This window comes from Pseudacidovorax sp. RU35E (assembly GCF_900156165.1).
GTDB lineage: Bacteria > Pseudomonadota > Gammaproteobacteria > Burkholderiales > Burkholderiaceae_C > Xenophilus.
In genome coordinates, this window is sequence record NZ_FTMY01000007.1 from 42,635 (window position 1) to 68,235 (window position 25,601).

At 68.9% G+C, this 25,601-nt stretch carries 31 protein-coding genes; 10 read left to right on the plus strand and 21 right to left on the minus strand.

What is annotated here, in order from left to right; all coding sequences use genetic code 11:
• The first annotated feature begins 53 nt into the window (after window positions 1-53).
• A complete protein-coding gene (locus BXA03_RS13700) occupies window positions 54-377 on the plus strand; it encodes a pyrimidine/purine nucleoside phosphorylase (protein ID WP_076508656.1) in 324 nt (107 codons plus the stop codon).
• 8 nt (window positions 378-385) lie between these two features.
• Here BXA03_RS13700 and murB read toward each other — a convergent pair whose 3' ends face one another.
• On the minus strand, window positions 386-1,441 hold the full coding sequence (gene murB, locus BXA03_RS13705; protein WP_076508659.1) for a UDP-N-acetylmuramate dehydrogenase: 1,056 nt from the start codon (window positions 1,439-1,441) through the stop codon (window positions 386-388).
• A 104-nt stretch (window positions 1,442-1,545) separates the two neighbouring features.
• Here murB and BXA03_RS13710 point away from each other — a divergent pair, with 104 nt between their 5' ends.
• Both BXA03_RS13710 and BXA03_RS13715 read left to right on the plus strand, forming a co-directional pair.
• Entirely contained in the window at window positions 1,546-2,031 is a 486-nt protein-coding gene (locus BXA03_RS13710) for a YajQ family cyclic di-GMP-binding protein (RefSeq protein WP_076508661.1), read from the plus strand.
• Window positions 2,032-2,256: 225 nt separating this feature from the next.
• On the plus strand, window positions 2,257-2,892 hold the full coding sequence (locus tag BXA03_RS13715) for a retropepsin-like aspartic protease family protein (RefSeq protein ID WP_076508664.1): 636 nt from the start codon (window positions 2,257-2,259) through the stop codon (window positions 2,890-2,892).
• A gap of 29 nt (window positions 2,893-2,921) precedes the next feature.
• On the opposite strand, the gene BXA03_RS13720 is transcribed toward BXA03_RS13715, so the two are convergent.
• From BXA03_RS13720 to BXA03_RS13775, 12 genes are all read right to left on the minus strand, one after another.
• Window positions 2,922-3,677 (minus strand): hypothetical protein, encoded by a 756-nt coding sequence (locus BXA03_RS13720; protein ID WP_076508667.1) that lies wholly within the window; start codon window positions 3,675-3,677, stop codon window positions 2,922-2,924.
• 59 nt (window positions 3,678-3,736) lie between these two features.
• Window positions 3,737-4,090, minus strand: a complete 354-nt coding sequence (locus tag BXA03_RS13725) for a RidA family protein (RefSeq protein ID WP_076508669.1) — start codon at window positions 4,088-4,090, stop codon at window positions 3,737-3,739.
• 13 nt (window positions 4,091-4,103) lie between these two features.
• A complete protein-coding gene (gene plsY / locus BXA03_RS13730) occupies window positions 4,104-4,760 on the minus strand; it encodes a glycerol-3-phosphate 1-O-acyltransferase PlsY (RefSeq protein WP_076508672.1) in 657 nt (218 codons plus the stop codon).
• A gap of 117 nt (window positions 4,761-4,877) precedes the next feature.
• Window positions 4,878-5,375 (minus strand): aminoacyl-tRNA deacylase, encoded by a 498-nt coding sequence (locus BXA03_RS13735; protein ID WP_076508675.1) that lies wholly within the window; start codon window positions 5,373-5,375, stop codon window positions 4,878-4,880.
• A 1-nt stretch (window position 5,376) separates the two neighbouring features.
• Window positions 5,377-6,438, minus strand: a complete 1,062-nt coding sequence (locus BXA03_RS13740; protein WP_076508677.1) for an aldo/keto reductase — start codon at window positions 6,436-6,438, stop codon at window positions 5,377-5,379.
• Window positions 6,439-6,559: 121 nt separating this feature from the next.
• The gene (locus BXA03_RS13745; protein WP_076508680.1) at window positions 6,560-7,573 is read right to left on the minus strand and encodes an XdhC family protein; all 1,014 of its coding nucleotides are present in this window, start codon (window positions 7,571-7,573) and stop codon (window positions 6,560-6,562) included.
• Between the two features lie 5 nt (window positions 7,574-7,578).
• Window positions 7,579-8,133: a CoxG family protein gene (locus BXA03_RS13750; protein ID WP_076508682.1), complete on the minus strand. Its 555-nt coding sequence runs from the start codon at window positions 8,131-8,133 to the stop codon at window positions 7,579-7,581.
• A 29-nt stretch (window positions 8,134-8,162) separates the two neighbouring features.
• Complete coding sequence (locus BXA03_RS13755) at window positions 8,163-9,374, minus strand: vWA domain-containing protein (RefSeq protein WP_076508684.1); 1,212 nt, start codon at window positions 9,372-9,374, stop codon at window positions 8,163-8,165.
• Between the two features lie 16 nt (window positions 9,375-9,390).
• Complete coding sequence (locus tag BXA03_RS13760; protein WP_076508686.1) at window positions 9,391-10,329, minus strand: AAA family ATPase; 939 nt, start codon at window positions 10,327-10,329, stop codon at window positions 9,391-9,393.
• 10 nt (window positions 10,330-10,339) lie between these two features.
• Window positions 10,340-11,131, minus strand: a complete 792-nt coding sequence (locus BXA03_RS13765; RefSeq protein ID WP_076508688.1) for an FAD binding domain-containing protein — start codon at window positions 11,129-11,131, stop codon at window positions 10,340-10,342.
• A 25-nt stretch (window positions 11,132-11,156) separates the two neighbouring features.
• Entirely contained in the window at window positions 11,157-13,598 is a 2,442-nt protein-coding gene (locus tag BXA03_RS13770; protein ID WP_076508690.1) for a xanthine dehydrogenase family protein molybdopterin-binding subunit, read from the minus strand.
• A gap of 17 nt (window positions 13,599-13,615) precedes the next feature.
• A complete protein-coding gene (locus BXA03_RS13775) occupies window positions 13,616-14,119 on the minus strand; it encodes a (2Fe-2S)-binding protein (protein WP_076508693.1) in 504 nt (167 codons plus the stop codon).
• Window positions 14,120-14,276: 157 nt separating this feature from the next.
• Between BXA03_RS13775 and BXA03_RS13780 the strand changes: the two genes are divergently transcribed.
• From BXA03_RS13780 to trxC, 4 genes are all read left to right on the plus strand, one after another.
• Complete coding sequence (locus BXA03_RS13780) at window positions 14,277-15,374, plus strand: GAF domain-containing protein (RefSeq protein WP_083716074.1); 1,098 nt, start codon at window positions 14,277-14,279, stop codon at window positions 15,372-15,374.
• Between the two features lie 123 nt (window positions 15,375-15,497).
• Window positions 15,498-15,818: a thioredoxin family protein gene (locus BXA03_RS13785; protein ID WP_076508699.1), complete on the plus strand. Its 321-nt coding sequence runs from the start codon at window positions 15,498-15,500 to the stop codon at window positions 15,816-15,818.
• Between the two features lie 85 nt (window positions 15,819-15,903).
• Window positions 15,904-16,260 carry a hypothetical protein gene (locus BXA03_RS13790; RefSeq protein WP_076508701.1) on the plus strand — a complete coding sequence of 119 codons (357 nt, stop codon included), beginning with the start codon at window positions 15,904-15,906 and terminating at the stop codon, window positions 16,258-16,260.
• 69 nt (window positions 16,261-16,329) lie between these two features.
• A complete protein-coding gene (gene trxC, locus BXA03_RS13795; RefSeq protein ID WP_076508703.1) occupies window positions 16,330-16,794 on the plus strand; it encodes a thioredoxin TrxC in 465 nt (154 codons plus the stop codon).
• A gap of 179 nt (window positions 16,795-16,973) precedes the next feature.
• Here the strand turns inward: trxC and BXA03_RS13800 are convergent, their stop codons facing one another.
• Window positions 16,974-17,321 (minus strand): DUF1304 domain-containing protein, encoded by a 348-nt coding sequence (locus BXA03_RS13800; RefSeq protein ID WP_200803384.1) that lies wholly within the window; start codon window positions 17,319-17,321, stop codon window positions 16,974-16,976.
• An 89-nt stretch (window positions 17,322-17,410) separates the two neighbouring features.
• On the opposite strand from BXA03_RS13800, the gene BXA03_RS13805 reads away from it, so the two are divergent.
• The 3 genes from BXA03_RS13805 (at window position 17,411) to BXA03_RS13815 (ending at window position 20,671) form a co-directional block, all read left to right on the plus strand.
• Window positions 17,411-17,992 (plus strand): IMPACT family protein, encoded by a 582-nt coding sequence (locus BXA03_RS13805; RefSeq protein WP_076508707.1) that lies wholly within the window; start codon window positions 17,411-17,413, stop codon window positions 17,990-17,992.
• A 186-nt stretch (window positions 17,993-18,178) separates the two neighbouring features.
• Window positions 18,179-19,903: a ubiquinone-dependent pyruvate dehydrogenase gene (poxB, locus tag BXA03_RS13810; protein WP_076508709.1), complete on the plus strand. Its 1,725-nt coding sequence runs from the start codon at window positions 18,179-18,181 to the stop codon at window positions 19,901-19,903.
• 351 nt (window positions 19,904-20,254) lie between these two features.
• The gene (locus BXA03_RS13815; protein ID WP_076508711.1) at window positions 20,255-20,671 is read left to right on the plus strand and encodes a hypothetical protein; all 417 of its coding nucleotides are present in this window, start codon (window positions 20,255-20,257) and stop codon (window positions 20,669-20,671) included.
• Here BXA03_RS13815 and BXA03_RS13820 read toward each other — a convergent pair.
• Genes BXA03_RS13820 through BXA03_RS13850 form a run of 7 tightly spaced genes read right to left on the minus strand, consistent with a single transcriptional unit; the run spans window position 20,668 to window position 25,563 of the window.
• A complete protein-coding gene (locus tag BXA03_RS13820; RefSeq protein ID WP_076508713.1) occupies window positions 20,668-20,934 on the minus strand; it encodes a hypothetical protein in 267 nt (88 codons plus the stop codon). The genes BXA03_RS13815 and BXA03_RS13820 overlap by 4 nt on opposite strands.
• A complete protein-coding gene (locus BXA03_RS13825; protein WP_234983686.1) occupies window positions 20,931-21,287 on the minus strand; it encodes a hypothetical protein in 357 nt (118 codons plus the stop codon). Before BXA03_RS13825 ends, BXA03_RS13820 begins: the two co-directional genes overlap by 4 nt.
• Window positions 21,284-21,907 carry a lysozyme gene (locus tag BXA03_RS13830; protein WP_076508717.1) on the minus strand — a complete coding sequence of 208 codons (624 nt, stop codon included), beginning with the start codon at window positions 21,905-21,907 and terminating at the stop codon, window positions 21,284-21,286. The genes BXA03_RS13825 and BXA03_RS13830 overlap by 4 nt, the downstream gene beginning before the upstream one ends.
• A gap of 5 nt (window positions 21,908-21,912) precedes the next feature.
• Window positions 21,913-22,425 (minus strand): hypothetical protein, encoded by a 513-nt coding sequence (locus BXA03_RS13835; protein WP_076508719.1) that lies wholly within the window; start codon window positions 22,423-22,425, stop codon window positions 21,913-21,915.
• Window positions 22,422-22,943, minus strand: a complete 522-nt coding sequence (locus BXA03_RS13840) for a hypothetical protein (RefSeq protein WP_076508721.1) — start codon at window positions 22,941-22,943, stop codon at window positions 22,422-22,424. The genes BXA03_RS13835 and BXA03_RS13840 overlap by 4 nt, the downstream gene beginning before the upstream one ends.
• 10 nt (window positions 22,944-22,953) lie before the next feature.
• Window positions 22,954-23,661, minus strand: coding sequence for a hypothetical protein (locus BXA03_RS26560; protein WP_143476309.1), 708 nt, complete (start codon window positions 23,659-23,661; stop codon window positions 22,954-22,956).
• A gap of 9 nt (window positions 23,662-23,670) precedes the next feature.
• Entirely contained in the window at window positions 23,671-25,563 is a 1,893-nt protein-coding gene (locus BXA03_RS13850) for a hypothetical protein (RefSeq protein ID WP_076508725.1), read from the minus strand.
• Window positions 25,564-25,601 lie beyond the last annotated feature (38 nt).

Below are 25,601 nucleotides of genomic sequence, written 5' to 3' on the forward strand. Positions count from 1 at the left end.
GGCGCGCTTCTAGAATCCGCGGCCCTTTTCCATCCTCCTCACTGCTGCAGTCCATGAGCATCCAGAAGACCCTCGACGGCGTCTCCGTCGCCACCACGGCCAATGTGTATTTCGACGGCAAATGCGTCTCGCATGGCGTGACGCTGGCCGATGGCCGCAAGTGCACCGTGGGCGTGATCCTGCCGTCTTCGCTGACCTTCAGCACCGGCGCGCCCGAGATCATGGAGTGCACCGGCGGCAGCTGCGAATACCGCCTGGAGGGCGAGAGCGACTGGAAGCGCTCCGCCGCCGGCGAGAAGTTCAGCATCCCCGGCAACGCCAAGTTCGATATCCGCGTGAGCGGCGAGCCCTACAGCTACATCTGCCACTTCGGCTGAACGAACATTCAGACGACGACCGGCTCCGGCTCCAGCCGGATGCCGAAGCGTTCGTAGACGCTGGTCTGGATGGCCTTGGCCAGTGTCATCACCTCGCCGCCGGTGGCGGGGTGCGTGTTTCCCCCGCGGTTGACCAGCACCAGCGCCTGCTTCTCGTAGACGCCGGCATTCCCCACCGACTTGCCCTTCCAGCCGCAGGCGTCGATCAGCCAGCCCGCCGCCAGCTTCACCGAGCCGTCGGGCATGGGGTAGTGCACGATGCGCGGCTCGCGGGCGATGATGTCCGCGCACTGTTCCGGCGTGACCGTCGGGTTCTTGAAGAAGCTTCCTGCATTGCCCAGCACGCGCCAATCCGGCAGCTTGGCCTGGCGGATGGCGCAGACCCAGTCGAAGACCTGCATGGGCGTCGGCTCGTCGATGCCGCTCTCGGCCGCCTTGCGCGCCAAGTCCAGATAACCCAGTTCCGGCTTCCAGGGCCGCGGCAGGCGCAGCCGCACCCGCGTGATGAGCGCGCGGCCGGCCAGGCCGAAGTCGTTGGGGCCGGTGCCGGGTGGATGCTTGAACACCGAATCGCGGTAGCCGAAGGCGCACTGGGCCGCGTCGAGCGTGAAGCAGCGGCCGGTTTCCAGGTCGATGCCGTCCAGCGACTCGAAACGATCCTGCAATTCGACGCCGTAGGCACCGATGTTCTGCACCGGAGCGCCGCCCACGGTGCCCGGGATCATGGCCATGTTCTCCAGACCGGGGCAGCCCTGCTCCAGCGTCCAGCGCACGGTGTCGTGCCACAGCTCGCCGGCGCCTATCTCGACGATGCAGCCCTTCGGCGTGTCTTCGACCACGCGGCGGCCGGGAATCTCGACCTTGAGCACCAGCGGCTTGACGTCACCGGTGATGACGATGTTGCTGCCGCCACCGAGCACGAACTTGGGCATCTCGCGCCAGTCCTCGCGGGCCAGCACCTCGGCGATGTCGTCCTCGCTGCGGATGCGGACGAGCTGCTGGGCGCGGGCGACGATGCCGAAGCTGTTGTGGGGTTGAAGGGGGACGTTGCGCTCGGCGATCATGGGAGAATTTTCGCATCCGGCCGCCTCGGGCCCGCGCTTGCGGGCGGCGCCCTCTTCCGCCCCCGGCACCGCGCCCGGGCGCGACACCCTCAGGAGAACACCCCATGCCCTCTTTCGACACCGTCTGCGAACCCAACATGGTCGAGGTGCGCAACGCCATCGACACCGCCGCCAAGGAAATCGCCACCCGCTTCGACTTCAAGGGCACGCCCGCATCGGTCGAGTTGAAGGACAAGGAAATCATCCTGATCGGCAACGCCGACTTCCAGCTGGCACAGATCGAGGACATCGTGCGCGGCAAGCTCACCAAGCGCAACGTCGACGTACGATTCCTGGACAAGGGCGACGTGCAGAAGATCGGCGGCGACAAGGTCAAGCAGGTCTTCAAGGTCAAGAGCGGTGTCGACTCGGACACCGCCAAGAAGATCCAGCGCCTGCTCAAGGACAGCAAGCTCAAGGTGCAGGCGGCCATCCAGGGCGATGCCGTGCGCGTGACCGGTGCCAAGCGGGACGACCTGCAGGCGGCGATGGCGCTGATCCGCAAGGATGTGGCCGATCTGCCGGTCTCTTTTGACAACTTCAGGGACTGACTTTTGAACCCCCCATGCCGCTTCGCGGCTCCCCCCTCTCTGGCGCCTTCGGCTTGGAGGGGGGCGCACCCGCAGGCCTGGCAAAGCCAGTTCCTGGGGTGCACTGGCATGGCCTGCTCCGCGGCCTTCGGCACGCGGGGCGATGCTGCGCCGTCGGCGGTGTCGATGCGTTGCGGCGGATCGGGGCGATGGAAACGGACACGCGCACACGTTCTCGCTGCAATCATGGCAACGGGTCTTGCTGTCACCGTGCAGGCGCAAGCGCAGGCTCAAACCCAATCGATCACGCTGACCGGCACCATCGGCAGCCGCGCGATTCTGATCGTGGGCGGGGGCGCACCTCGTACGCTGGCGGCCGGAGAGAGTCTGCAGGGCGTGCGGCTGGTGAGCGTGCAGGACGGCCAGGCCATCGTGGAGTCCGGCGGCAAGCGGCTCACGCTGCGCATGGGCGCACCGGCGAGCGTCGGTGGCTCAGGGGGTGGCGGAGGCGGCGGCAGCCGCATCGTTCTGACGGCGGACAGCCGGGGCCACTTCGTGACGGCCGGCGGGATCAATAGTCGGCCGGTCACCTTCATGCTGGACACGGGCGCCACCTCGGTGGGCATGTCCATGGCCGACGCGCAGCGCATCGGCCTCGATCCCACACGCGGTCAGCCGGTGACGATGAACACCGCCAACGGCACGGTGCCAGGCTGGCGCGTCAAGCTGGAGTCGGTGAAGGTGGGCGACGTGACGGTCTACGACGTCGATGCCATCGTCTCGCCCCAGCCGATGCCGTACGTGCTGCTGGGCAACAGCTTCATCAATCGCTTCTCGATGCGGCGCGACGCCGACCAGATGGTGCTGGAGCGGCGCTACTGACTCGCCCGGCCGCTGTCGCCCGCGGCGCTTCAGAGCTTGGCGACGATGAGCTGGCCGAAGAGCTGCAGCATCAGGATGGTCATCGCGGCCGCCGTCGCGAAGGCCCACAGCCAGTTCATCTCGGCCCGTAGCACCAAGCGCGCGCGGGTGTCGAGTTGTCCTGCGTCCCGCCAGCGCCGCTGGCGGTGGGTCAGCGCGACGGCCAGCAATCCGAAGAGGACCAAGGGCAGATAGCCAAAGAGCAGCAACGGCAGTTGCCGCCGCGTGGCGCTGCCCGAGCCCAGTTGCCAGATCAGGCGCACCAGCTCGACCTGGTGTTCATAGGGCATGAAGCCGTACAACAGGCCGCCGATGGTGAGCACGTAGAGCAGCGCATGCCGGGCCCGCAATGACCACGGCCAGGGCACCGGGGGCGCCGGGGGCGTGGATCGCGGACCGGGCGGCGGCACCCGGTCCCCCGGCCGCCATTCACCGCGCGCGATGGCGCGTTCCTGGTTCCACAGCAGCCGGTACATCATGCGCTGGATCATGAAGAGCATGACCACGGCGATGAAGGGCACCAGCACATACAGCAGCGCTACGGCCGCGGCGTTGCGGTCGGTCGAGCCGCGCCACAGCGCTACCCCGATCCACGAGGCGAACAGCCCGCTGAAGCACACGAGGAAGATCAGCGCGCCCACCACCGCGCGGCGCAGGGGGCGGCCTTCCATCCAGGCCCACAGGCGGTCGATGCGCTGGGGTGGGCCGACCTTCAGTGCATCGTCATCCGGGCTGCTGCCGTGCATCGCCGTCCGAAGCCTTCACGCCCCGAAAGCGCGCTCGCGCGCCGTCGCCGGCCTGAAGATCAGGCCAGTGCCGCCGTGACGACAATCTCGATCTTGTAGGCCGCATTGGCCAACGCCGCCTGCACGGTGGCACGCGGCGGCGTGTGGCCGGCGGGCACCCAGGCGTCCCACACCTCGTTCATGGCGCCGATCTCGCTGACATCGGTCAGGAAGATCTGCGTCATCAGGATGCGGGTCTTGTCACTGCCGGCCTCGGCCAGCAGGCGGTCGACCATGGCCAGCACCTGGGCCGTCTGGCCGCGGATGTCCTGCGTGGTGTCGTCCGGCACCTGGCCGGCCAGGTAGACGGTGCCGTTGTGGACGGCCATCTCCGACAGACGGGGACCGACGTGGAAGCGCTTGAGTTCTGCCATGAGGAAATCCTAATCAGGACGAGGAAGTCTTGGCTTTGGCCTTCGCCTTGGAACCAAGCCGCGATTCGGTGCCGGCCAGCAGCCGGCGGATGTTCTCGCGGTGGCGCCACACCAGCAGCAGGCCCATGACCACGATGGCCGCCAGCACGCCGCGATGCAGCCGCCAGGCGATGCCGCCGCCCAGCAGGTAGTAGGCCGGCGCGAAGAAGGCCGCCACCAGCGCGGCCAGCGACGAATAGCGGAAGAAGAAGGCGATGATGATCCAGGTCAGCCCGGTCGCGAGGCCCAGCATCCAGTCGATGCCCAGCAGCACGCCGGCTGCGGTGGCGACGCCTTTGCCACCCTTGAAGCCGAAGAACACCGGGTACAGGTGGCCCAGGAAGGCCGCCAGGCCGGCGAGTGCCGCCACGCTCTCGTCGAGCCCGTAGGCCGCGCCGAAGCGCCGCACCAGGAACACCGGCAGCCAGCCCTTGGCGGCGTCCAGCAGCAGCGTGGCCAGGGCCGCGCCCTTGCGGCCGGAGCGCAGCACATTGGTGGCGCCCGGGTTGCCGCTGCCATAGCTGCGTGGATCGTCCATGCCCATCAGGCGGCTGACGATCACGGCGAAGGACAGCGAGCCGATCAGGTAGGCCGCAATGATGACGAGGATGGAGGACATGGACAGGCTCATGGAAGGACCTCGGCCGACCGCCTCATGCGCGGCCGCTGCGCGCCGCTCGGAGGGCGGCGTCTTGGCATTCGGGAATCGTGGAAGACGCGAGAGAGGCGGCCCGGTTCGGGCCGCGCCTCATTCTGCCAGCGCGCACTGCACCGGCCGCGCGCCGAGCAGTTGCACGCACACCTGCGGATCGATGCCAACGAGGTAGCCGCGCCGCCCGCCGTTGATGCAGATGCGCGGCAGGTCGAGGATGGTCGACTCGATGTAGACCGGCATGTCCCGCCGCGTGCCGAAGGGGGAGGTGCCGCCCACCTGATAGCCGCTGTGGCGCTGGGCCACCTCGGGCTTGCAGGGCTCCACCGACTTGGCGCCGATCTGCCGCGCGAGGTTCTTGGTCGACACGGTGCGGTTGCCGTGCATCAGCACGATGAGCGGCTTGGCGTCCTGGTCCTGCATCACCAGCGTCTTGACCACCGTGAAGGGATCGAAGCCCAGCACCGCCGCACTGTGCTGCGCGCCGCCATGCTCCAGGTACTCGTAGGGATGCTCGGTGAAGGCCACCTTCGCCGCGCGCAGCACGGCGGTGGCCGGGGTCTCCGACACGTGGGCCTTGTCCTTCTTGGCCATCTCAGTTCGCGGGGTCGCGCATCTCCCAACGGATCCTGTCGATCTCGGCCAGCAGCTCGGGCGACAGCGTGGTGCCCCAGGCGTCCAGGTCCTCGTCCAGCTGGGCCTTGGTCGTGACGCCGATGATGGTGCTGGCCACCTGCCACTTGGTGTAGCAGAAGGCCAGCGCCAGGCGCGCGGGCGTCATGCCGTGGTCGCGGGCCAGCTGGTTGTAGCGGCGCGCGGCGGCCAGCGCCTCGGGCCGGCCCCAGCGCTGCTTGCGCACCGATTCGTAGCGGGCAATGCGGCCGTCCTTGGGCGCATCCGGGCCTTCGGTGCCGCTGGCGTCGTACTTGCCGGTCAGCAGACCGAAGCCCAGCGGCGAATAGGCCAGCAGCGAGACATCCAGCCGGTGCATGGTCTCGTCCAGGCCGTTCTCCAGCGCGCGGCTGAGAAGGCAGTAGACGTTCTGAACCGTGGCCACGCGCGGCAGGCCGTGCTGCTCGGCCAGACGCACGAACTCGTGCACGCCATAGGGCGTCTCGTTCGACAGGCCGATGTAGCGCACCTTGCCCGCCTTCACCAGGCCGGCCAGCGCCTCCAACTGCTCGTGGATCGAGGTCTGGGTACGTTCCTTGGTGGGGTCGTAGTACATCGTGCCGAAGGCGGGCACGTTGCGTTCGGGCCAGTGGATCTGATAGAGGTCGATGACGTCGGTCTGCAGCCGCCGCAGGCTGCCTTCGCAGGAAGCCACGATGTCCGCGGCCGTCATGCCACCTCCTTCGCGCACCCAGGGCATGCCGCGCGAGGGGCCGGCCACCTTGGTGGCCAGCGTGAGCTTCTGGCGCAGGCCGGGGTTCTTGGCGAACCAGTTGCCGATGATGGTCTCGGTGGCGCCGTAGGTTTCCTTGCGGGCGGGCACGGCGTACATCTCGGCCGTGTCCAGGAAGTCGACGCCGCGGGCCACCGCATGGTCGAGGATGTCGTGCGCGGTGGGCTCGTCCACCTGTTCGCCGAAGGTCATGGTGCCCAGACAGATGGGCGTGACGTGCAGATCGCTGCGACCGAGCTGGATGCGTTGCATGGCGGGAAAGAGCTGAAGCGGAAAAGCCCGGCACTGTAGCGCGACGGTTGCGGGCTTGCAGGCGCGCGCCCAGTGCCCCGCGCGGGCCGGCACCCCAGAGCGGCGCCGATGGGGTCGGCGCCTACCCCGGCTGCGCCTGCAACTGCTCCTTGGCCTGCGCCACTTCCATCTCGCGCGGCAGGGCCACGCCGTTCTTCACGGCCAGGATCTCGGCCATCACGCTCACGGCGATCTCGGGCGGCGTCTTGCTGCCGATGTACAGGCCGATGGGCCCGCGCAGGCGGGCGAGCGACTCGGGCGTCTGGTCGAAGTGCTCGATCATCCGTTCGCGGCGCGCCTGCGCGTTGCGTCGCGAGCCGATGGCGCCGACGTAGAAGGCGTCCGTCTCGAGCGCCGCCAGCAGGGCCAGGTCGTCGAGCTTGGGGTCGTGCGTAAGGGCGACCACGCAGCTGCGCCGGTCGGGCCGGAAGGCGGCGACGGCGTCGTCGGGCATCTCGGTGGACAGGCGCACGTTGGGCAGCGACCAGGCGCCGCGGTATTCCTCGCGCGGATCGCACAGCGTGACGGCGAAGCCGCTGAAGCTGGCCATGGTGGCCAGGTATTCGGCAAGCTGGCCGGCGCCGATCAGCAGCATGCGGTACTCGGGGCCGAAGGTGTTCACCAGCCGTGTGTCGTCGATGACGAGCTCGGCCGGGGCGTGAGCGGCTTCGAGCGTGACCGCGCCGTCGGCCAGTCGCACGATGCGCTGGGTGAGCTGGCCGCCCGCCAGCCGCTGCACCAGCTCGGCCAGCTGGCCCGCGTCGGGGTCGAACTCCAGCACCAGCTCCAGCGTGCCGCCGCAGGGCAGGCCGAAGCGATGCGCCTCATCGGCGGTGATGCCGTACTTGACCTGCGCAGGCGCGCCCGTGGGCATGGCCTGCTGGCCGACGCGGCTGTGGCGGGCGATCAGGTCGTCCTCGATGCAGCCGCCGGAGACGGAGCCGACCACCGCGCCGTCTTCCGCCAACGCCATGATGGAACCCACAGGCCGCGGCGACGAGCCCCAGGTGCGCACCACCGTCGCCAGCAGCGCCCGGCGGCCAGCCTGGCGCCAGTCGCGCAGCTGGCGCAGCACCATCACGTCGAGGTTTTCCATCGTGTTCAGCCCTCCTCGGACTTGTCCTTCTTGCCGAAGCCCATCTTCTGCATGAGGCCGGCGACGGCGCCGGTCTTGGCTTCCTCCGCCGGCTCGCCGGCGGCGGGCGGCACACCGTGCAGGCGCTGCATCTCGGCATCGAAGCGCTTGAAGAAGTCGTCGGCCATGGACTTGGCCGCGCCGTCGATCAGGCGTTGGCCCAGCTGCGCGATCTTGCCGCCCACCTGCGCCTGCACCGTGTAGCTGAGCGTGCAGCCGGTGTCGGTGGGTGCCAGCGACACCGAAGACGCGCCCTTGCCGAAGCCGGCAACGCCCCCCTGCCCTTCGAAGCTGAGTCGGTAGCTTTCGGGCGGCTGGATGTCGCTGAGCGTGACCTTGCCCGCGAACTTGGCCGACACCGGGCCCACCTTCACGGCCATGGTGACGGTGTACTGGCCTTCGCCCGTGGCCTCGAACTTGTCGCAACCGGGCAGGCAGCGCTTGAGCGTCTCGGGGTCGTTGAGGGCCTCCCAGGCCTGTTGCTGGGTCACGCCCAGGGGGCGGCTGCCTTGCATGTCCATGTGGGTCTCCAGAGGAAAGAAATGATGATTCAGCGCAGTCGGCGCAGCAGCGCGGCCAGGCTGTCGGCCAGCTCGTCCAGCGCCTGCAGGTTGTGCACGGCCAGCATGGCGTCGGCATGCCGGTCCAGCAACGCGGCGCCGCGTGCCAGCGGCGCATAGCCGGCGAAACGCAATAGGGGATTGAGCCACAGCAGCGCGCCCGTGTGGCGACGCAGCCATTGCAACTGAGCGTCCAGCTCGGCCGGCTCACCCGTGTCCAGCCCGTCGCTGATCAGCAGCACCAGCGTGCGACGGCCGACCAGGCGACGCGCATGCTGCCGGCGCAACTGGGCCAGGGCCTCGCCCAGGCGCGTGCCGCCCGCGAAGTCGGCGATGGCGCGGCCGGCCTCGGCCAGCATGACGTCAGTGTCGGCATGGCGGAAGGCGGGCGTGAGGTCGGTCAGCCCGGTGCCGAAGGCGAAGACGTCGCGCCGCGCGCCCTCGCCCACCAGCGGCCGCGTGGCCGCATGCAGGTAGGCCAGCAGCAGCCGCGCATAGCGCTCCATGGAGCCGGAGACATCGACCAGCACCAGGAGCGGCCGGGGCCGTGCGCGGCGCACCTGGCGCGGCAGGCGCGGGATCTCGCCGCCATGCCGCGCAGCCTGGCGCCACACGCCGGGCCAGTGGATGCGGGCCGCGCCCCCGGCCTGCGCCACCGGCCGCAGGCGGCGCGAGGCATAGGTGGGCACGGGCAGCGCCTTCTCGCGCGCCAGGCGTTCGACCAGGCGGTACTCGGCGGCGCCCAGGCTGTTGAAGTCGGCCTGCTGCAGGCGCTCGCGCGTGCCGGCGCTCATGGCGGCGTCGAGTTGCAGTTCCTCGTCCTGCGGGGCGGGCTTGAGCGTGGTGGGCGCGGCCAGGGCTTCGCGCACGCGGTTGCGGCGCTGCACCGGCTCGGCGCGGCCCTCGGCGTTGGGCAGCATGCGCGCCAGCATCTTCTGGGCGAGGGCCGGGTCCTGGAACCAGGCATCGAAGAGTTCGCGGAAGACCAGCCGGTCCTGCTCGCGGCTGACGAGCACCGATTCCAGCGCGGCCTGCAGATCGGCGCGCTGCTCGATGCCGACGAGCAGCGCGGCTTCCAGGCCCAGCGCGATGCGCGACGGGTCGATGCGCACGCCGGCCCGCCGCAGCGCGCGGCCGAAGCCCATCAGGTGGCCGGCCAGCTTGCCGCGTCGTGCGTCGCCGAGTTGCTGGATGCCTTGCATGGCTGAAAGCCTGCGCTCAGGCGGTTTCGGGCGCGAGCAGTTCGGTGGCCAGCTGGTGGTTCAGCGCCGCCACGTCGTCGCGCTGCTTGAACAGGATGCCGGCGGTGTCGACCACCACTTCGGGGTCGAGCACCACCGTGTCCAGCGCCACCAGCGCACGCGCCCATTCCACGCTCTCGGCAATGCCGGGCGCACGCTGGAAGGCGTTGGCGAAGGGCTGCGCACGCACGCGCTGCACGAAGTCCGCCACCTGCGCCGACAGCGCCTCGCCGGCCTGCGGCACCTGGGCGCGGACGATGGCCAGCTCGCGTTCGCGCTCGGGGTAGTCCAGCCAGTGGTAGAGGCAACGGCGCTTGACGGCGTCGTTCAGGTCGCGTGTGCGGTTGCTGGTGAGCAGGGTCACCGGCGGCACCGCGGCGCGCACCGTGCCCAACTCGGGAATGCTGACCTGGTACTCGCCCAGGTATTCGAGCAGGAAGGCCTCGAAGGGCTCGTCGGCGCGGTCCACCTCGTCGATCAGCAGCACCGCGCCCGGCGCCGGTGACTGCAGGGCCTGCAGCAGCGGGCGCTGGATCAGGTAGCGCGACTGGTAGACCTCGGCCTCCACGTCGCGCGCGCCTTCGTCCTTCGCATGGTCACCGGCCTCGGAGGCACGCAGGTGCAGCAACTGCGCGGCGTAGTTCCACTCGTACAGCGCCTCGCGCTGCTCCAGGCCGTCGTAGCACTGCAGGCGCAGCAGCTGTCGGCCGAGCAGGCTGGACAGCGCCTTGGCCAGTTCGGTCTTGCCGACGCCGGGCTCGCCCTCCAGCAGCAGCGGCCGCTGCAGCTTCAGGGCCAGGAAGACGGCCGTCGCCAGCCGCCGGTCGGCCAGGTAGCCGCGCGACGCCAGCCCCCGTTCCAGCGCGTCGATGGAGGAAAGGTCGGGCGCAGGTGGGAGGCGGGCGGCGTCGGTCATCGTGCCGAGCTTAGCGGCTCGCCTTGATCACCGCGCGCTGGGCCAGCACGCTGATCAGGTTGGCGCGGTAGGCCGCCGTGCCGTGCAGGTCGCTGTTGAGCTCGCTGGCGTCGATCTCCACGCCGCCCGCCGCCTGCGCTGTGAAGGACTGCGACAGGGCCTGCTCGAGCCCCGCGTGGCGGAACACGCCGTTGCCCGCGCCCGTGACCGCCACGCGCACGCCGTCGTCGAAGCGGGCCACGAACACGCCCACCAGCGGAAAGTGCGAAGCCTTCTGGCGCAGCTTCTCGTACGCCGCCTGCTTGGGCACCGGGAAGCGGATCGCCTTGATCAGCTCGCCCTCCTCCAGCGCGGTGGCGAACAGGCCCAGGAAGAAGTCGTCGGCAGCGATCTCGCGCTGGGTGGTGACGATGGTCGCGCCCGAGGCCAGCACGGCGCTCGGGTAGCAGGCGGCCGGGTCGTTGTTGGCCACCGAGCCGCCCAGCGTGCCCATGGCCCGCACCTGGCGGTCGCCGATGCGCGAGGCCAGGTCGGCCAGCGCCGGATAGTTGTCCCGCACCAGCGGGTTCACGGCCACTTCGGCATGGCGCGTCATGGCGCCGATGACGAGTTCGCCGTTCTGCAGGCCGATGCCCGACAGCTCCTTGCAGCGGCCCAGGTCGACCAGTTGCTCGGGGGCCGACAGGCGCAGCTTCATCGAGGCCAGCAGGGTCTGGCCACCGGCCAGCGGCTTGCCGCCAGCGGCCACCAGGCCCAGTGCGTCGTCGAGCGCAGCGGGCTGTTCGAAGGTGAATGCGTACATGGAAAAGGCTCCTTCCTTCGGGGGTTCAGGCGGCCGGACGGCCCTGAGTGCTGGCCGCCAGCGAGGGCGTCTGCGGTTGCTGCTGGGGCGTGGTGCTGCCGCGCTGCATGGCTTCCCACACGCGGGCCGGGGTGGCGGGCATGTCGAACTCCTTCACGCCCATGGGCGCCAGCGCGTCCAGCACGGCGTTGATGACCGCAGGCGGCGAGCCGATGGCGCCGGCCTCGCCGCAACCCTTGGTGCCAAGCGGGTTGTGGGTGCAGGGCGTGCAGATGGTGTCGAGCTTGAAGTTGGGGAAGTCGGCCGCGCGCGGCATGGCGTAGTCCATGAAGCTGCCGGTGAGCAACTGGCCGGTCTCGTTGTCGTAGACGCAGTTCTCGAGCAGCGCCTGGCCGATGCCCTGCACGATGCCGCCCTGCACCTGGCCTTCCACGATCATGGGGTTGATGATGGTGCCGAAGTCGTCCACCGCGGTGAACCGGTCCACCCGCACCTCGCCCGTGGCCTTGTCGATCTCCACCTCACAGATGTAGGTGCCGGCCGGGTAGGTGAAGTTGGTGGGGTCGTAAAAAGCGGTTTCGTTCAGGCCCGGCTCCAGCTTGTCGAGCGGGTAGTTGTGCGGCACATAGGCCGTCAGCGCCACCTGGCCGAAGGGGATATTCTTGTCGGTGCCCTTGACGCTGAATTCGCCGCCTTCGAAGTCGATGTCGGCATCGCTCGCTTCCATCAGGTGGGCGGCGATCTTCTTGGCCTTGGCCTCGATCTTGTCGAGCGCCCGCATGATGGCCGCACCGCCCACGCTGATCGAGCGCGAGCCGTAGGTGCCCATGCCGAAGGGAATGCGGCCGGTGTCGCCGTGCACGATGTCCACGTTCTCGACTGGAATGCCCAGGCGCGCGGCCACGACCTGTGCGAACGTGGTCTCGTGGCCCTGGCCGTGGCTGTGCGAGCCGGTGAACACCGTCACGCTGCCGGTGGGATGCACCCGCACCTCGCCGGCCTCGAACAGGCCCGCCCGCGCGCCCAGCGCCCCGGCGATGTTCGACGGCGCCAGGCCGCAGGCCTCGATGTAGCTGGAGTAGCCGATGCCGCGCAGCTTGCCGCTTTTCTCGCTCTCGGCGCGGCGGGCGTCGAAGCCGCTCACCTCGGCCAGTTCCTGCGCGCGCTTCATGCAGGCCTCGTAGTCGCCCACGTCGTACTGCAGTGCGACGGGCGTCTGGTACGGCCATTCGCGGATGAAGTTGCGGCGACGGATCTCGTCCTGCCCCAGACCGATCTCCCAGCCGCAGCGGGTGACCAGGCGTTCGAGCAGGTAGGTGGCCTCGGGCCGACCAGCGCCGCGGTAGGCATCGACCGGCGCGGTGTTGGTGAACCAGGCATCCACCTCCACATAGATCTGCGGCGTGGTGTACTGGCCCGCCAGCAGCGTGGCGTACAGGATGGTGGGCACCGCCGTCGAGAAGGTCGACAGGTAGGCGCCCAGGTTGGCGTCGGTGTGCACCCGCATGGCCAGGAACTTGCCGTCTTTGTCCATGGCCATCTCGGCATGGCTCACATGGTCGCGACCATGGGCGTCCGACAGAAAGCATTCCGAGCGCTCGGCGGTCCACTTGATGTTGCGGTTGAGCTGCTTGCTGGCCCAGGTCAGGGCCACGTCTTCCGCGTACAGGAAGATCTTGGAGCCGAAGCCGCCGCCCACGTCGGGCGCGATCACGCGCACCTTGTGTTCGGGCAGGCCCAGCACGAAGGCGGTCATCAGCAGGCGCTCGACGTGCGGGTTCTGGTTGGCCACGTACAGCACGTATTCGTCGCCGGCACGGTTGTAGCCGGCCACGGCCACGCGCGGCTCGATGGGGTTGGGGATCAGGCGGTTGTTGACCAGGTCCAGCTTGGTGACATGCGCGGCCTTCTCGAAGGCTGCATCCACCTGCGCCTTGTCGCCCAGCGTCCACTTGTAGCACTGGTTGTCGGGCGCGGCCTCATGGATGGCGGGGCCGGTCTTCTTGGCCGCGTCGACCAGGCTCACCACGGCGGGGAGCACGTCGTACTCGACCACGATGGCCTCGGAGGCATTGCGCGCCTGCTCCACCGTCTCGGCCACCACCATGGCCACGTGGTCGCCCACGTAGCGCACCTTGCCGATGGCCAGGATGGGATGCGGCGGCTCCTTCATGGGCGAGCCGTCGGGGTTGTTGATCTGCCAGCCGCAGGGCAGGCCGCCCATCTTTCCGTCGATGTCGGCGCCGGTGAAGATGCCGACCACGCCCGGCATCTGCTTCGCGGCGGCGATGTCGATGGACTTGATCGCCGCATGCGCATGCGGCGAGCGCAGGAAGACGGCATGCGCCTGGTTGGCCAGCACCACGTCGCCGGTGTAGTTGCCGGCGCCGGTCAGGAAGCGCAGGTCTTCCTTGCGGCGGATGGCCTCGCCGATGTGCGGCAGCTTGGAAAAGTCGGAAGCACCCATGGCGGACTCCTTTTCGCTCAAGCCGTCGCGGTGGCGGATGAGGTGGCCGACTGGCCTTCGGCCATGACCTGGCCGCCCATCTTCACGGCCTTGACGATGTTCTGGTAGCCGGTGCAGCGGCACAGGTTGCCGTCGAGCAGCTCCCGGATCTCCTGCTCGTCGGCGCCGGGATGCTGCTGGCACAGGTCGATGGCGCTCATCACCATGCCGGGCGTGCAGAAGCCGCATTGCAGGCCATGGCATTCCTTGAAGGCGGCCTGCATGGGATGCAGGGTGCCGTCGGGCTGGGCGATGCCCTCGATGGTGGTGATGTCGGCGCCGGCCGCCTGGGCCAGCAGGATGTTGCAGGACTTCACCGCGCGGCCGTTCATGTGGACCGTGCACGCACCGCACTGCGCGGTGTCGCAACCCACATGGGTGCCGGTGAGCTGCAGATGCTCGCGGATGGCGGTGACGAGAAGGGTGTTGGGCGGAGCGTCGAGATTGACGGCGCGGCCGTTGACGCTGAGGGATACCTGCATGCTGGCTGTCTCCATTCGAGGGGATGGCTGGGTGGCACGAGGGCCGAAGCGTCGCATGTTCCGCGCCCGCCCAGGGGCAGCGCTCAGGCAAAACCCTAGCGCGATGGACGGTCGGGCCCGAAATTCTCAAAATGGAACACCCCCACGAAAGCCCCCCATGGAGACATCGGTCCGTCCCGCGCCCGACCGTGCCGGCGCCATCGCGCTGGCGCGTGGGCACTGGCTGCATGGCACACAGGGACGCCATGCGCCCCCCATCGAACCCTGGATCACGCGCTCCTGGCAGCGCTGCCTGGCCGCCGGCCGCCAGCCGGGCGAGCGGGTGCAGTTCGAGCCCGTCTCGGCGCCTCGGCTGCGCCAGGCCACCGACGGCAGCCGACAGTTGGTCGAGGCGGCCCGGCCGGTGATGGACCGGCTCTCGCGCGCCATTGCCGCCACCCGCTACTTCGCGCTGCTGACCGATGCCCAGGGCATGGTGCTCGAAGTGGGGACGCTGCCGGCGCAGGACGAGCGCGCCATCGCCGACATCGCGCGCGTCGGCGTCGACCTGTCGGAGCGCGCCGTCGGCACCACCGCCATCGGCGCGGCCCTGGCCGAGCAGGCCCCGGTCTGGCTGCACCGCGGCGAGCACTTCTTCGACGACACCAGTGTCTACACCTGCGCCGGCGCACCGCTGTTCGACCCCCAGGGCCGCTGCATCGGCATGCTGGACCTGACCGGCGTGCAGGTGGACGAGCGGCCCGAGCTGCAGCATCTGGCCCGCCACGCGGTCCAGGCCATCGGCAACCGGCTGTTGCGCGCGCAACCCCATGCGCTGCTGCTGCAGCTGAACTGGCCCGGCTGCCTGGCCCCGGTCGAGGGCGCCGACGGCGACGGGCTGCTGGCGCTCGACGTCGACGGCCGCATCACTGGTGCGAACGCGCTCGCGCGGCAACTGCTGGGCCTGCAGGGCACGGGGCCCTGGCCGGCGGACGAGGTGTTCGCTGCACCGGCGCATCTGCTTTTCGATGCGGCCGGTCGCGGCCCTACGCCACTGGAAGTTCCGCTGTGGAGCGGTCTGCGAACCCAGGTTCGTGCCACGCGAAGCGGCAGCATCGGCCCGCGCGCCGCCGCGCGCCCGCGGCTGAAGGAGGCACAGAACGCGTGGATCCGCCAGGCGGTCGACGAGGCCCAGGGCAACGTCGCCGAGGCGGCCCGGCTGCTGGGCGTGAGCCGGGCAACGGTCTACCGCAAGCTGGGGCGGCGCGGCGGCTGAGCGCGTCGTGAAGGTTCCAACGTTCCAGAACACCGTCCGCCCGAAGTCGTCCGACGCCGCGGCCGACATCGCTCGCCGGCACGGCCGCACACACCACCCACGCAGCGCTGCCACACTCGCCCCATGACACGACCCTACGAACCCGAAAGCCTGCGCCAGGACGAGGTGGCCGCCCTCACCGGCCCCACCGTCCTCGAATTCGGCGCCAACTGGTGCGGCATCTGCAAGGGCGCCCAGCCTGCCATTGCCGAAGCCCTGGCCGAGGCGCCCGAAGGCCTGCGCCACATCAAGGTGGAAGACGGCAGTGGCCGGCCGCTGGGCCGGGCCTTCGGCGTCAAGCTGTGGCCGACGCTGGTCTTCCTCAAGGACGGCCTGGAAGTGGCCCGCGTGGTGCGCCCCCCATCGGCCGACGCCGTGCGGGAACCGTTGCGGCAGTTGGCCTGAGGCACAGCCGCAGGCGCCCCGCGCGCCTGCAGCAGCGCGGGGGGCGCCTCTTGCAAAGCGCCTGCACGCCCCAAAACTCGAGGGCATGAACAGTTCTCGCACCCACACCCCCCATGCCGTGCTGCTCGCTCACGATCTGGAGCGGATGGAGCGCGGCCACCCCGATGCCGGCCAGTACCGGCTCGTGGCGCAGCGGCTGGCCGCCGCGCTGGACCAGGTCCAGGACACGGACGTTCTGCAGCCACTGCTGCAGGCGTCGCCCGCCGCAGCGGCCATCTACGAGAACCTGCGCTACCAGCACGCCGGCCTGTGCCGGGCGCCGCTGGAAGCGGCACTCGCGGCCGAGCAGAGCGCCCGCGCCGCCATCGCCCGCGTACAGGATCGCGCCCGCGGGGGTGCCGCCCCATCGGGCGAAAAGGCCGGAGGCCAGTCAGGCGCCTGACTGTGCGGCCCGTGCCGCCACGACTCCGCCTTGTCTCCGCCATTGCCGCCGCAGGAAGGACACCCCGCCATGACCACCACCCCCGCCGACAGCCTGCACGTCGTCTGCCCGCACTGCCAGACCACCAACCGCGTGCGCACGGCCCAGCTCGGCAGCGCGCCCGACTGCGGCCAATGCCACCAGCCCCTGTTCACCGGCCATCCCGTGGCGCTGGATGCCGCCGCCTTCGAGCGCCACGTGGGCCGCGGTCAGTTGCCGGTGCTGGTGGACTTCTGGGCGCCCTGGTGCGGCCCCTGCCGGCAGATGGCCCCGGCCTTCGAACAGGCGGCCCGCACCCTGGAGCCGCAGGTGCGGCTGGCCAAGGTCGACACCGAGGCGCAGCCTGGGCTGGGCGCACGCTTCAACATCCGCAGCATCCCGACGCTGGCCCTGTTCGTTGGTGGCCGGGAGATCGCCCGCCAGCCCGGGGCGATGGGCGCCGCGGACATCGTCCGCTGGACGCAGCAGGCGCTCGCGCGGGCAGCAGCCGTGTAGGGAACAGCTGCCACCATTGCCCTGTGATCGCGCAACGCCGTTCGGGCTGAGCCTGTGGAAGCCCCGCGCTGGCGCTTCGACAGGCTCTGCGCGAACGGGGGTGATGGCATTGGGCTGAGTCGAGGCAGCGAACGGGCCTCACGCCACTGGGAGCACCGCAAGTGCCGACCCTGCCCGTCTCAGCCGAGCAACAGCGCCGCCATCGCCAGCAGGGCCGGCACCGTCTGCACGAACAGGATCTTGCGGCTCGAAGTGGCAGCGCCATACAACCCTGCCACCGCCACGCAGGCCAGAAAGAACAGCTTGACCGCGATGCCCGCGGCGCCGAGCCACAGGCCCCAGGACAGGCCCGCCGCCAGGAAGCCGTTGTAGAGCCCCTGGTTGGCCGCAAGCACGCGGGTCGCCCGCGCGAAGTCCGGCGTCAGGCCGAAGGCCTTGTGGCCGCGCGGCGTATCCCAGAAGAACATCTCCAGCACCAGGATGTAGACGTGGATGAGGGCCACCAGGGCCGTCAGCAGGTTTCCGATCACGTTGTTCTCTCTTTCCTCTCGACCGCCATTCGGCCTGCGGCATCATCGCCGACCCTCCCGTCACCAAGCCTGTCGCCCGCCTTCCCATGCCTTTCTCCATCGCGGCGCCTGCTACCTTCGAACTGCTGGTACGCAAAAGCCGCTTCCTGGCCTGCGTGCAGGCGGTGCCCGACCGGGCTGCGGCGCAGGCCATCGTGGCGCAACTGCGGGCGCAGCATCCGGATGCGGCCCACGTCTGCTGGGCCTTGATGGCGGGCGGCCAGTCCGCTGCCGTGGACGATGGCGAGCCCACGGGCACCGCCGGCCGGCCGATGCTGGAGGTGCTGCGCCATCATGAGCTCGAAGGCGTTCTGGCCACGGTCGTGCGTTACTTCGGCGGCGTGAAGCTGGGCGCGGGCGGCCTGGTCCGCGCCTATACCGATGCCGTCGCGCAGGCGCTGAAGGCCGCGCAGACCGTGCCGCTGCAGCGGCGCGTCACGCTCAGCTGCGAAGTGCCCTATGCCCTGGAAGGGACCGTCCGCCGCGAACTGGCGCACGCCGGTGCTGCTCTTCTGGAGGTGACCCACGACAGCCTCGTGCGACTTCGCTTCGAGGTGGTCGACGACGCGGCGGCCGCGCTGAAGGCGGCCATCACGGATGCAGCGCAGGGGCGCGTGGGCTGGTCCTGAACGCGCGAGGCGCCAGCGGCCAGCGTCATCGGAGCGGAGGCACCGCGGCGCCACGGGTCTAGCCGCCGTGCCCGCACGCGGCGGACATCGAGTCCCCCTGTCGCTCCGTTCCTACGCCAACGCCCCGGCCAAATTCTTAGGATGAATGCGCGTCCATTCGCATTTACCCTTGATTCCGGAGCTGCCATGCCCTTCACCGTCGCCGACCTCCTCGCCCACAGCCTTGCCGACCTCGGGGTCGAGCGCATCTGGGGCGTGACGGGCGACAGCCTCAACGGCCTGAACGACAGCCTGCGCCGGCTGGGCCGCATCGAATGGATGCATGTGCGGCACGAGGAATCGGCCGCCTTCGCCGCAGGCGCCGAGGCGGCGCTGACCGGCCGGCTGGCGGTCTGCGCCGGCAGTTGCGGGCCCGGCAACCTGCACCTGATCAACGGCCTGTTCGATTGCCAGCGCAACCGGGTGCCGGTGCTGGCCATCGCGGCGCACATTCCGTCATCCGAGATCGGCCTGGGCTACTTCCAGGAGACGCATCCGCAGGAGCTGTTCCGCGAATGCGCGGACTATGTGGAGCTGATTTCCAACCCCGCGCAGATGCCGGCCGTGCTGCACCGCGCGATCCAGACGGCCGTGGGGCGTGGGGGCGTGGCGGTGCTGGTGATCCCGGGCGATGTGGCGCTGGCCGCTGCGCCGGTCGACGCGGCGCCCCGCGTCCCCCTAGCACCGCGGCCGCGCATCGTGCCGCCCGACGCCGCGCTTGACGAACTCGCCGCCCACCTGAACGGCAGCCGCGCCATCACCATTCTGGCCGGCAGCGGCTGCGCCGGCCATCACGACGCTGTGGTGGCTCTGGCCGAGCGGCTCAAGGCGCCCATCGTTCATGCACTGCGCGGCAAGGAACATGTGGAATGGGACAACCCCTACGATGTGGGCATGACCGGCCTGATCGGCTTCGCCTCCGGCTACCACGCCATGGAGAACGCCGACACCCTACTCATGCTGGGCACCGACTTTCCGTACCGCGCCTTCTATCCGAAGGATGCGCACATCGTGCAGATCGACCGCGACCCCGGCGCCCTGGGCCGCCGGGCGCCGCTGGCGCAGGGCCTGGTCGGCGACGCGGGCGACACCATCGCCGCACTGCTGCCGCGACTCCAGGACCACGACGACCGGCGCTTCCTCGACGGCGCACTGGTCCACTACGCGAAGGCGCGCGAAGGCCTGGACGACCTGGCCGTGCCTGCCGGTACCGGCCGGCCGCTGCATCCGCAGTACGTGGCGCAGCGGGTGAGCGCCATGGCGGCCGACGACGCCGTCTTCACGGCCGATGTGGGCACCCCCACGGTATGGGCCGCGCGATACCTCAGGATGAACGGCCGGCGCCGGCTGATCGGCTCCTTCAACCACGGCTCCATGGCCAACGCCATGCTGCAGGCCATGGGCGCGCAGGCGGCAGCGCCCGGACGGCAGGTGGTCTCGCTTTCGGGCGATGGTGGCTTCACCATGATGATGGGCGACTTCCTGAGCCTGGTGCAGCTGGGCCTGCCGGTGAAGGTGATCGTCTTCAACAACGGCAGCCTGGGCTTCGTCGCCATGGAGATGAAGTCCGGCGGCTACCTGGACACCGGCACCGACTTGGCGAACCCGGACTTCGCGGCCATGGCAACGGCCATGGGTGTGCGCGGCATCCGCGTCACCGATTCGACGGAGCTGGACGGCGCCCTGGCCGCCGCCTTCGCGCACGACGGCCCGGCGCTGGTGGACGTCGTCACCGCCAAGCAGGAACTGGTGCTGCCGCCCAAGATCGAGGCGGAGCAGGCCAAGGGCTTCGGGCTGTACCTGCTCAAGGCCATCATGAATGGGCGTGGGGACGAGGTGGTGGAGCTGGCGCGCACGAACCTGTGGCGCTGAGGACAGGGCGCCCGGGTCGATAATCCACGCCCTTCGTCATCCCGCACCGCAGCGGGCCGACCTCGCGCACCGCATTCGCCATCCGGCAGCAGGCATGCGCGGCCCCTGGACATCGACAAGCAATTGCAAGACCCGAGCACCGCCCTGCCGCCGCCGGCCAGCGCCGACTTCTCCGCCCATACGCCGATGATGGCGGGGCGTGCGCTACTCTGAAAAAGCACGCCTCGTCAGCAGACCTACGCCAAAAGCTACGCCACGACAGGCACCCGCCGAACCTCGAAACCGCCCTAGAATACTGTACGGATTATCAGTATGTGGGCAGTACACCGACTTCGCCTTCGCGGCACCCGAATGGACAAGACGTGGATCGCAGCAGACGTCCACGTCGGCCGGCTGCGCATGGAAGAGCGAGACTTCGACCCTCGGCCCGCGCGCAAGCGCATGTCCGCCTATCTTGGCTGGCCAGACTCACGCGAGGGCTTCGTAATCCCGCCGCTGCAGCTGGCCAGGGTCGTCAAGATCATCGACCGCGGGGTGCTGATCACCGGCTTCGAGCTGCGCGAGTCGTCGTACGAGCCGAAGACGATCCGGCGAGAGCGTTTTGCGCAGACCTGGTGGTGTCTGCCCGTGCTCTTCGATGAGATGCAGGCAGCCGACCCGGTTGCGCCGCCGGCGCCGCCGGCACCGGCGGCGCGAGAGGACTGGCGCATGCGATCCTCTCGGGAGTACATGGAGCGGATCGGGCTGCTGCCGCCCGACTCGATCTAGCGCCCCAGGGGCGCAGTACACGCGGCCAACGCCGCCTCCAGCTCGGATTCGTATCCTTCACGCAGCAGCAGCTCAGCTTGAGCCGCCTGCACCCAGTGGTCGACGTCGACGCCCGACCGAAGCGCATCGGTCGGCATGACGGGCCGCGGCGGCGCCTGTACCCGGCATTCGACCGGGAGCGGCACGCTGACTCGGGTGGACGGCGCCGTGCTGCATGCCACCAGCGCGGCCGTCAGCGGGGCCAGGAAGAGCACGCGGGTCATGGCGCAGCCCTTCCCCTCAACCAGGCGTCGACGCGCGCCTGGGCGCTCGCGCACGCATCGCCGGGCACGGCCGGCGGCGTGGACAGGATCGTCTGCGCCAGAGCCTGGTGCGCGCGCGCCTTGGCGGCCGCTGCGGCCTGGTCCTTCTTCGCGGCCGCAGCGCGCTGGTCGGCCAGGTCGCGCAGATCCTGCGTGGCATCGCTGCAGGCCGAAGCATCGCCTCGCGCTTCATCGCGCTGGCCACGCAGCTCGGTGGCCGCGGTGCGCGCCTGCAGCCAAGCCCAACCCATGCCGGCGTTGCCGGCCACGCTGATGGCCAGAGCCACCAGAAGCGCCTGCATCGCGGCAGTCATGGAAAGGCCAGTTCGGCGGCCGCGATAGCGTCGCGCGCGGGCAAGCCCAGGAACACCAGGCGCGTGGCGTGCCGGCGCCGCTGCAGGCCCTTGAGCACCTGGCCACCAGCTCGGACCCACTTCGGCAGTTCGTCGGCAGCACCCTGTGCATCGCCGGCGTTGAGCTTGCGCAGGAAGGTGCTCGGCCGGCCATCGGCCAGGAAGAGGATGCCATCGCGGCCGCGGCCGCCCGGGCCCGTGTTGTAGACCGTGGAGACCACCGCATCCCATTGCCGCTGGTCGAGGTCGACCTGCACCGCAGCTCGAGCGGCCGGCTCGAAGTCGCGCACGATCCGCCGCGCATAGCGCGCGTCCGCATCGGCCTGGCTGATGACCAGGCCCGGTCTCACGTCCTGCGTGTCGCCCCATCCGATGGTCCACGGCACGCCGCTGACGCCGGCGAAGCCAGCCGGAACCCCGGACAGGTTGTAAGGGTCGATGCCGGCGCGGCGCAGCGCGGCAAACAGCGGTGACGCTGGATCCGGGTACGCACGCAGCCTGCAGGCCTCGTAGTAGTGATTGAGGACGTGGCAATCCTCGCCAACGCGGCGATCCGCGTTGGGCCCATCATCGGTAGCCATGGAACTCAGCCTTCCTTGATCGTCGACGCCGTGGGCGGCGGGTTGTCGGCCAGGGGCACCACCGCGGACGACGGCGGCTCATCGAGCGGCACGCCGGCCCGCAGCCGGCCGGCCTGCTGGTCCAGCTTGGCCTTGGCCAAAGTGCGCACCCATGTGAAGAAGGCATTGCCCATCCACCCCGCGATCAGAACGCCGCCGAATCGCAGCTCGCGCGTGACCGTGCCGGGCCACTTGGACTCCACCATGATCATGAGCACGTAGACCGCCAGTCCTGCGAGCAGCGCTGTGACCAGGTCGCGGCGCGACTCCTTCAACACGAGGAAGACGGCACGGTTGTCGTTGGCCAGCGTGAAGATGGTCTTGAAGACGCCGCCGAACAGGCCGCCCACCGCGGCCGTGACCAGGCTCTCGTAGTCCCACATGTAGACCTCCTGCGCGAAGGTCGCGGCGGAGGCAAAGCGGGCGAGGGCATAGAAGCAGATGCACATGGCCACGTTGACGAAGAGCCGGTGCTTCATGTGTTCACAGCCTTGTAGATGGCGCGCAGCAGCTGCGCGTTGAGAGAGATGGCGTAGATGAAGGCCAGTCCGACGCTCTCGATGCCCTGGCGCTCGTAAAGCCAGAACAGCGCGCCGCTGGTCTGCAGGGGCAGCGACAACACTCCCAGATAGCCCCAGGTGAACGCCGAGATCACGGCCGCCAGCGTGGCCAGCTTGCGAGGCCAGCGGATTGCCAGCGAGCCAGGGAAGAACGCCAGAGCCACGGCATGCGGCACGATCAGCAGCAGCGACACGATGAATGCGAAGCCGATGGCGTGTGCGCCCGGCAGGCCATGCTCCAGCGCCGCCACCTTGTGCAGCATCGACGGCGCGAGCCGGAAGATGTAGGTGATGGGACCGGCCAGGTCGTTGATGAAGGACAGCGTGACGAAGGCCGTCAGCAGGCGCACTTCGAGGCGGTCCTGCTGCTCGGGCGTCGGCACAGCAGCGGCGCTCAAGCCGCGCAGAACTTCCGGTGTCAGATGTTTGATGTGCATCGGCCCGCCCTCAGATGAGGGTATCGAGGTTGTCGAGGAAGAAGAGCCGCCAGCTCTTGTAGCGGCCGAGCACCTGCGCTTCAGACAGAGCGCCGGCATACACCTCGACGGCCCGGCTGATGAAGGTCTTGTCACTGGTCTGAGCCAGGCCGTTGACGCGGAACGGTCCGCGCGGCGCAATCTGCGGCGCCGTGGACGAGTAAAGGTACTTTTGCAGGCGACCGCCATTGCCGACGTACAACGTCAGGCTGGTGCCGGACACCACCAGCGCAGCAAAGATGTCGCGACCCGCAACGCGCACGTTGGTGTCAATCGTTTCGTCGGTTGTGTCTCCTGTTCGAACGCCAATCGACGCATTGCCCGTTGGGGCTACCATCAGACCACTCCAGCCTCCTACGTTGTCCCACGTCGACACGGGAAGCCGCACCGACGATTCGCCGGAAGGGAAATCGGAGTTGAAGACCGTGCACGCGGAATAGGAAGCCGTCACGATTGGCGTTGCCAGATTGATCGCAGCCGGGCCTGTGAGGCGAACACCAAAATCCTCAAAGACGACAGGGCCTCCGCCATAAAAACTAGGCACGCCTCCCAAACTCAACGACCTGCTGAGCGAGCCCTCGCCCGCCCAGGCGCCGCTGAATGCAGCGGCAACGTCTAACGGTGGCTTCGCGAACGCGACAGGGTTCTGGAAAGTTGGCGTACGAGTGATGATCTGCATGCGTTACTCCTAGGTGGTAAACGTGATGTCGAAGCACTGGAGGTAGTTGTCCAGCGGAACGGCGATACCGTCGATCAGTACAGTTTCGACATCGCCTGAGTCGTCCCGGACGTTGCCCCCCAATCGGCCATATAGGAGGCGCGCACCCACTGGCACATCCGCCGTGCAGCGGATGACGATCCGCTTGGCTGATGCCATGTAGACCGACTCGATAAGCGTTCCATCAACCGCCAACTCAAAGCCAGCGAAGCCGCGGCGCGGGTTGCCAGTAGCCGTGTCACAGGTCTCGATGACGGCCTTGCTGCCCGGCACGTCGAGGTCGATGGTGATGATTCGACCTGCGCGGCGGATGGCGGAGGCACGAAGTCCCGTGTAGACCCGGCTGTCGATGGCATGCGCCTTGATGGCCCGCCCGATGTGAGCACCCATGAGGCGGCTGCTCTCGGCCGACAGGTGAACGCCATCGTTCCAAGGCGCAAGCACGGTCTGAAGCGGATACACGGGAGTCGCCACGAATGCATTTGGCAGCTCCTCGGCGACGTCGGCTTGCGCGCCGGCCGCTCCGAAGTTGTAGACGCCCGCGGTCTGATACATCGGGAACAGGACTTCCTGCACTTGGCCGGTAATGGCCTTCACGTCGGCGTCGATGTCCGCGAAGAGCTGCAGGAGCATGTTCTTGTATTCGGTTCGGTCGAATGGACCGTTCTCGCCCTGCAGAAATGGGACGGCTAGCAGCACGTATGTCTTGCCTTGCGTCGTCGCCAGATTTCTGGCTGCCGTCACCTGGGCAATGAGGCGGGCATAGGGTGCGGTGCCTTTCACCAGACCAGTCAGCGGGGTGCCGCCGCGGCCAGCGCAGGAACCGAGGAGCTGGAAGGGGTAGTCGCCCGGTGCGACGCCATCGGCCAGCAGCTCGCGCTTGATCTGGTCGCAGCAGCCAGACAGTGGCGTTTCGCCTGGGTTTGAGATGCCGGCAGCAGCCACATCAATGCCAACGCGGACGCTCTCCACCAGCGGCACGAGCGATGCATAGGGAGACGCGTCCCCGTACACATCAGGGCGGGTGCCGCTTGAGAACATCAGGCTATCGAATGGCTGCGTGGTGCTGATGGCCGCGCTTGCGCCCACCAAAGAACGCTCGCCCATGGACAGCGACTGGCCGTACATGATGATGTGGCAGATCTCGGCCGGGAAGGCCTGTGCTACCCGGGGGGCGAAACGGCGGGCGCGCAGCACTTTTGTCTCTACTTCGCTGAGCGCGGCATAAGTGGCTTCCACGCCCCGCCGCCCGAACCTGACCGCACTGGATCCGTCGGCACCCGTCACGATCAACGGCTCGCTGGAATGCAGGAGCCGTGTACCGTAGAGCTTGCCGCCGACGTCGAATGCTGCCGCCTGGAAGGAATCCTTGGTGACGCCTGCGACGGATGTCGTACCGTCTTGAGCGACGAAATTCGTAATGCCCCCACCGGGACGCTGACCGATGAGGCCATCGAATTCACTTCCGCTGAGAGGATCCAGAACCGGCACCAGCTGGCCGCCCCGCTTGACATATGTGGTCGTCCGCGTGAGGCCATCCACGCCTGCCGCAAGAATCGTGGCAACACCCTCGTCCGGCAGATCTGCCAGCGCCTGCGCTTTAGATGCCTTGATGTTCACGGTTGAGAGTGAAACCGTTGCGGCGTCTGTGGCCTGCCCCGCTGCGACCTCACTTGCGAGACGGTTGGCGCCGGTCACAGTTTGTGCGTAATCAGCACCCAGGTCCTGCTCAATGCCGGCCCATGTCTTCTTGGTCTGCCCTTTGCGGTCAGTCGCCGTGGGCGATGGCGACGTTGCAAGATCCTCGATGTGCTTCAGGTCCTTTGCACCGTCGTCGAAGGTCTGGAAAGTCAATCCGGCCATATGGTCCTTAAGAATGAAAAAGGCCGCTCAAGAGCGGC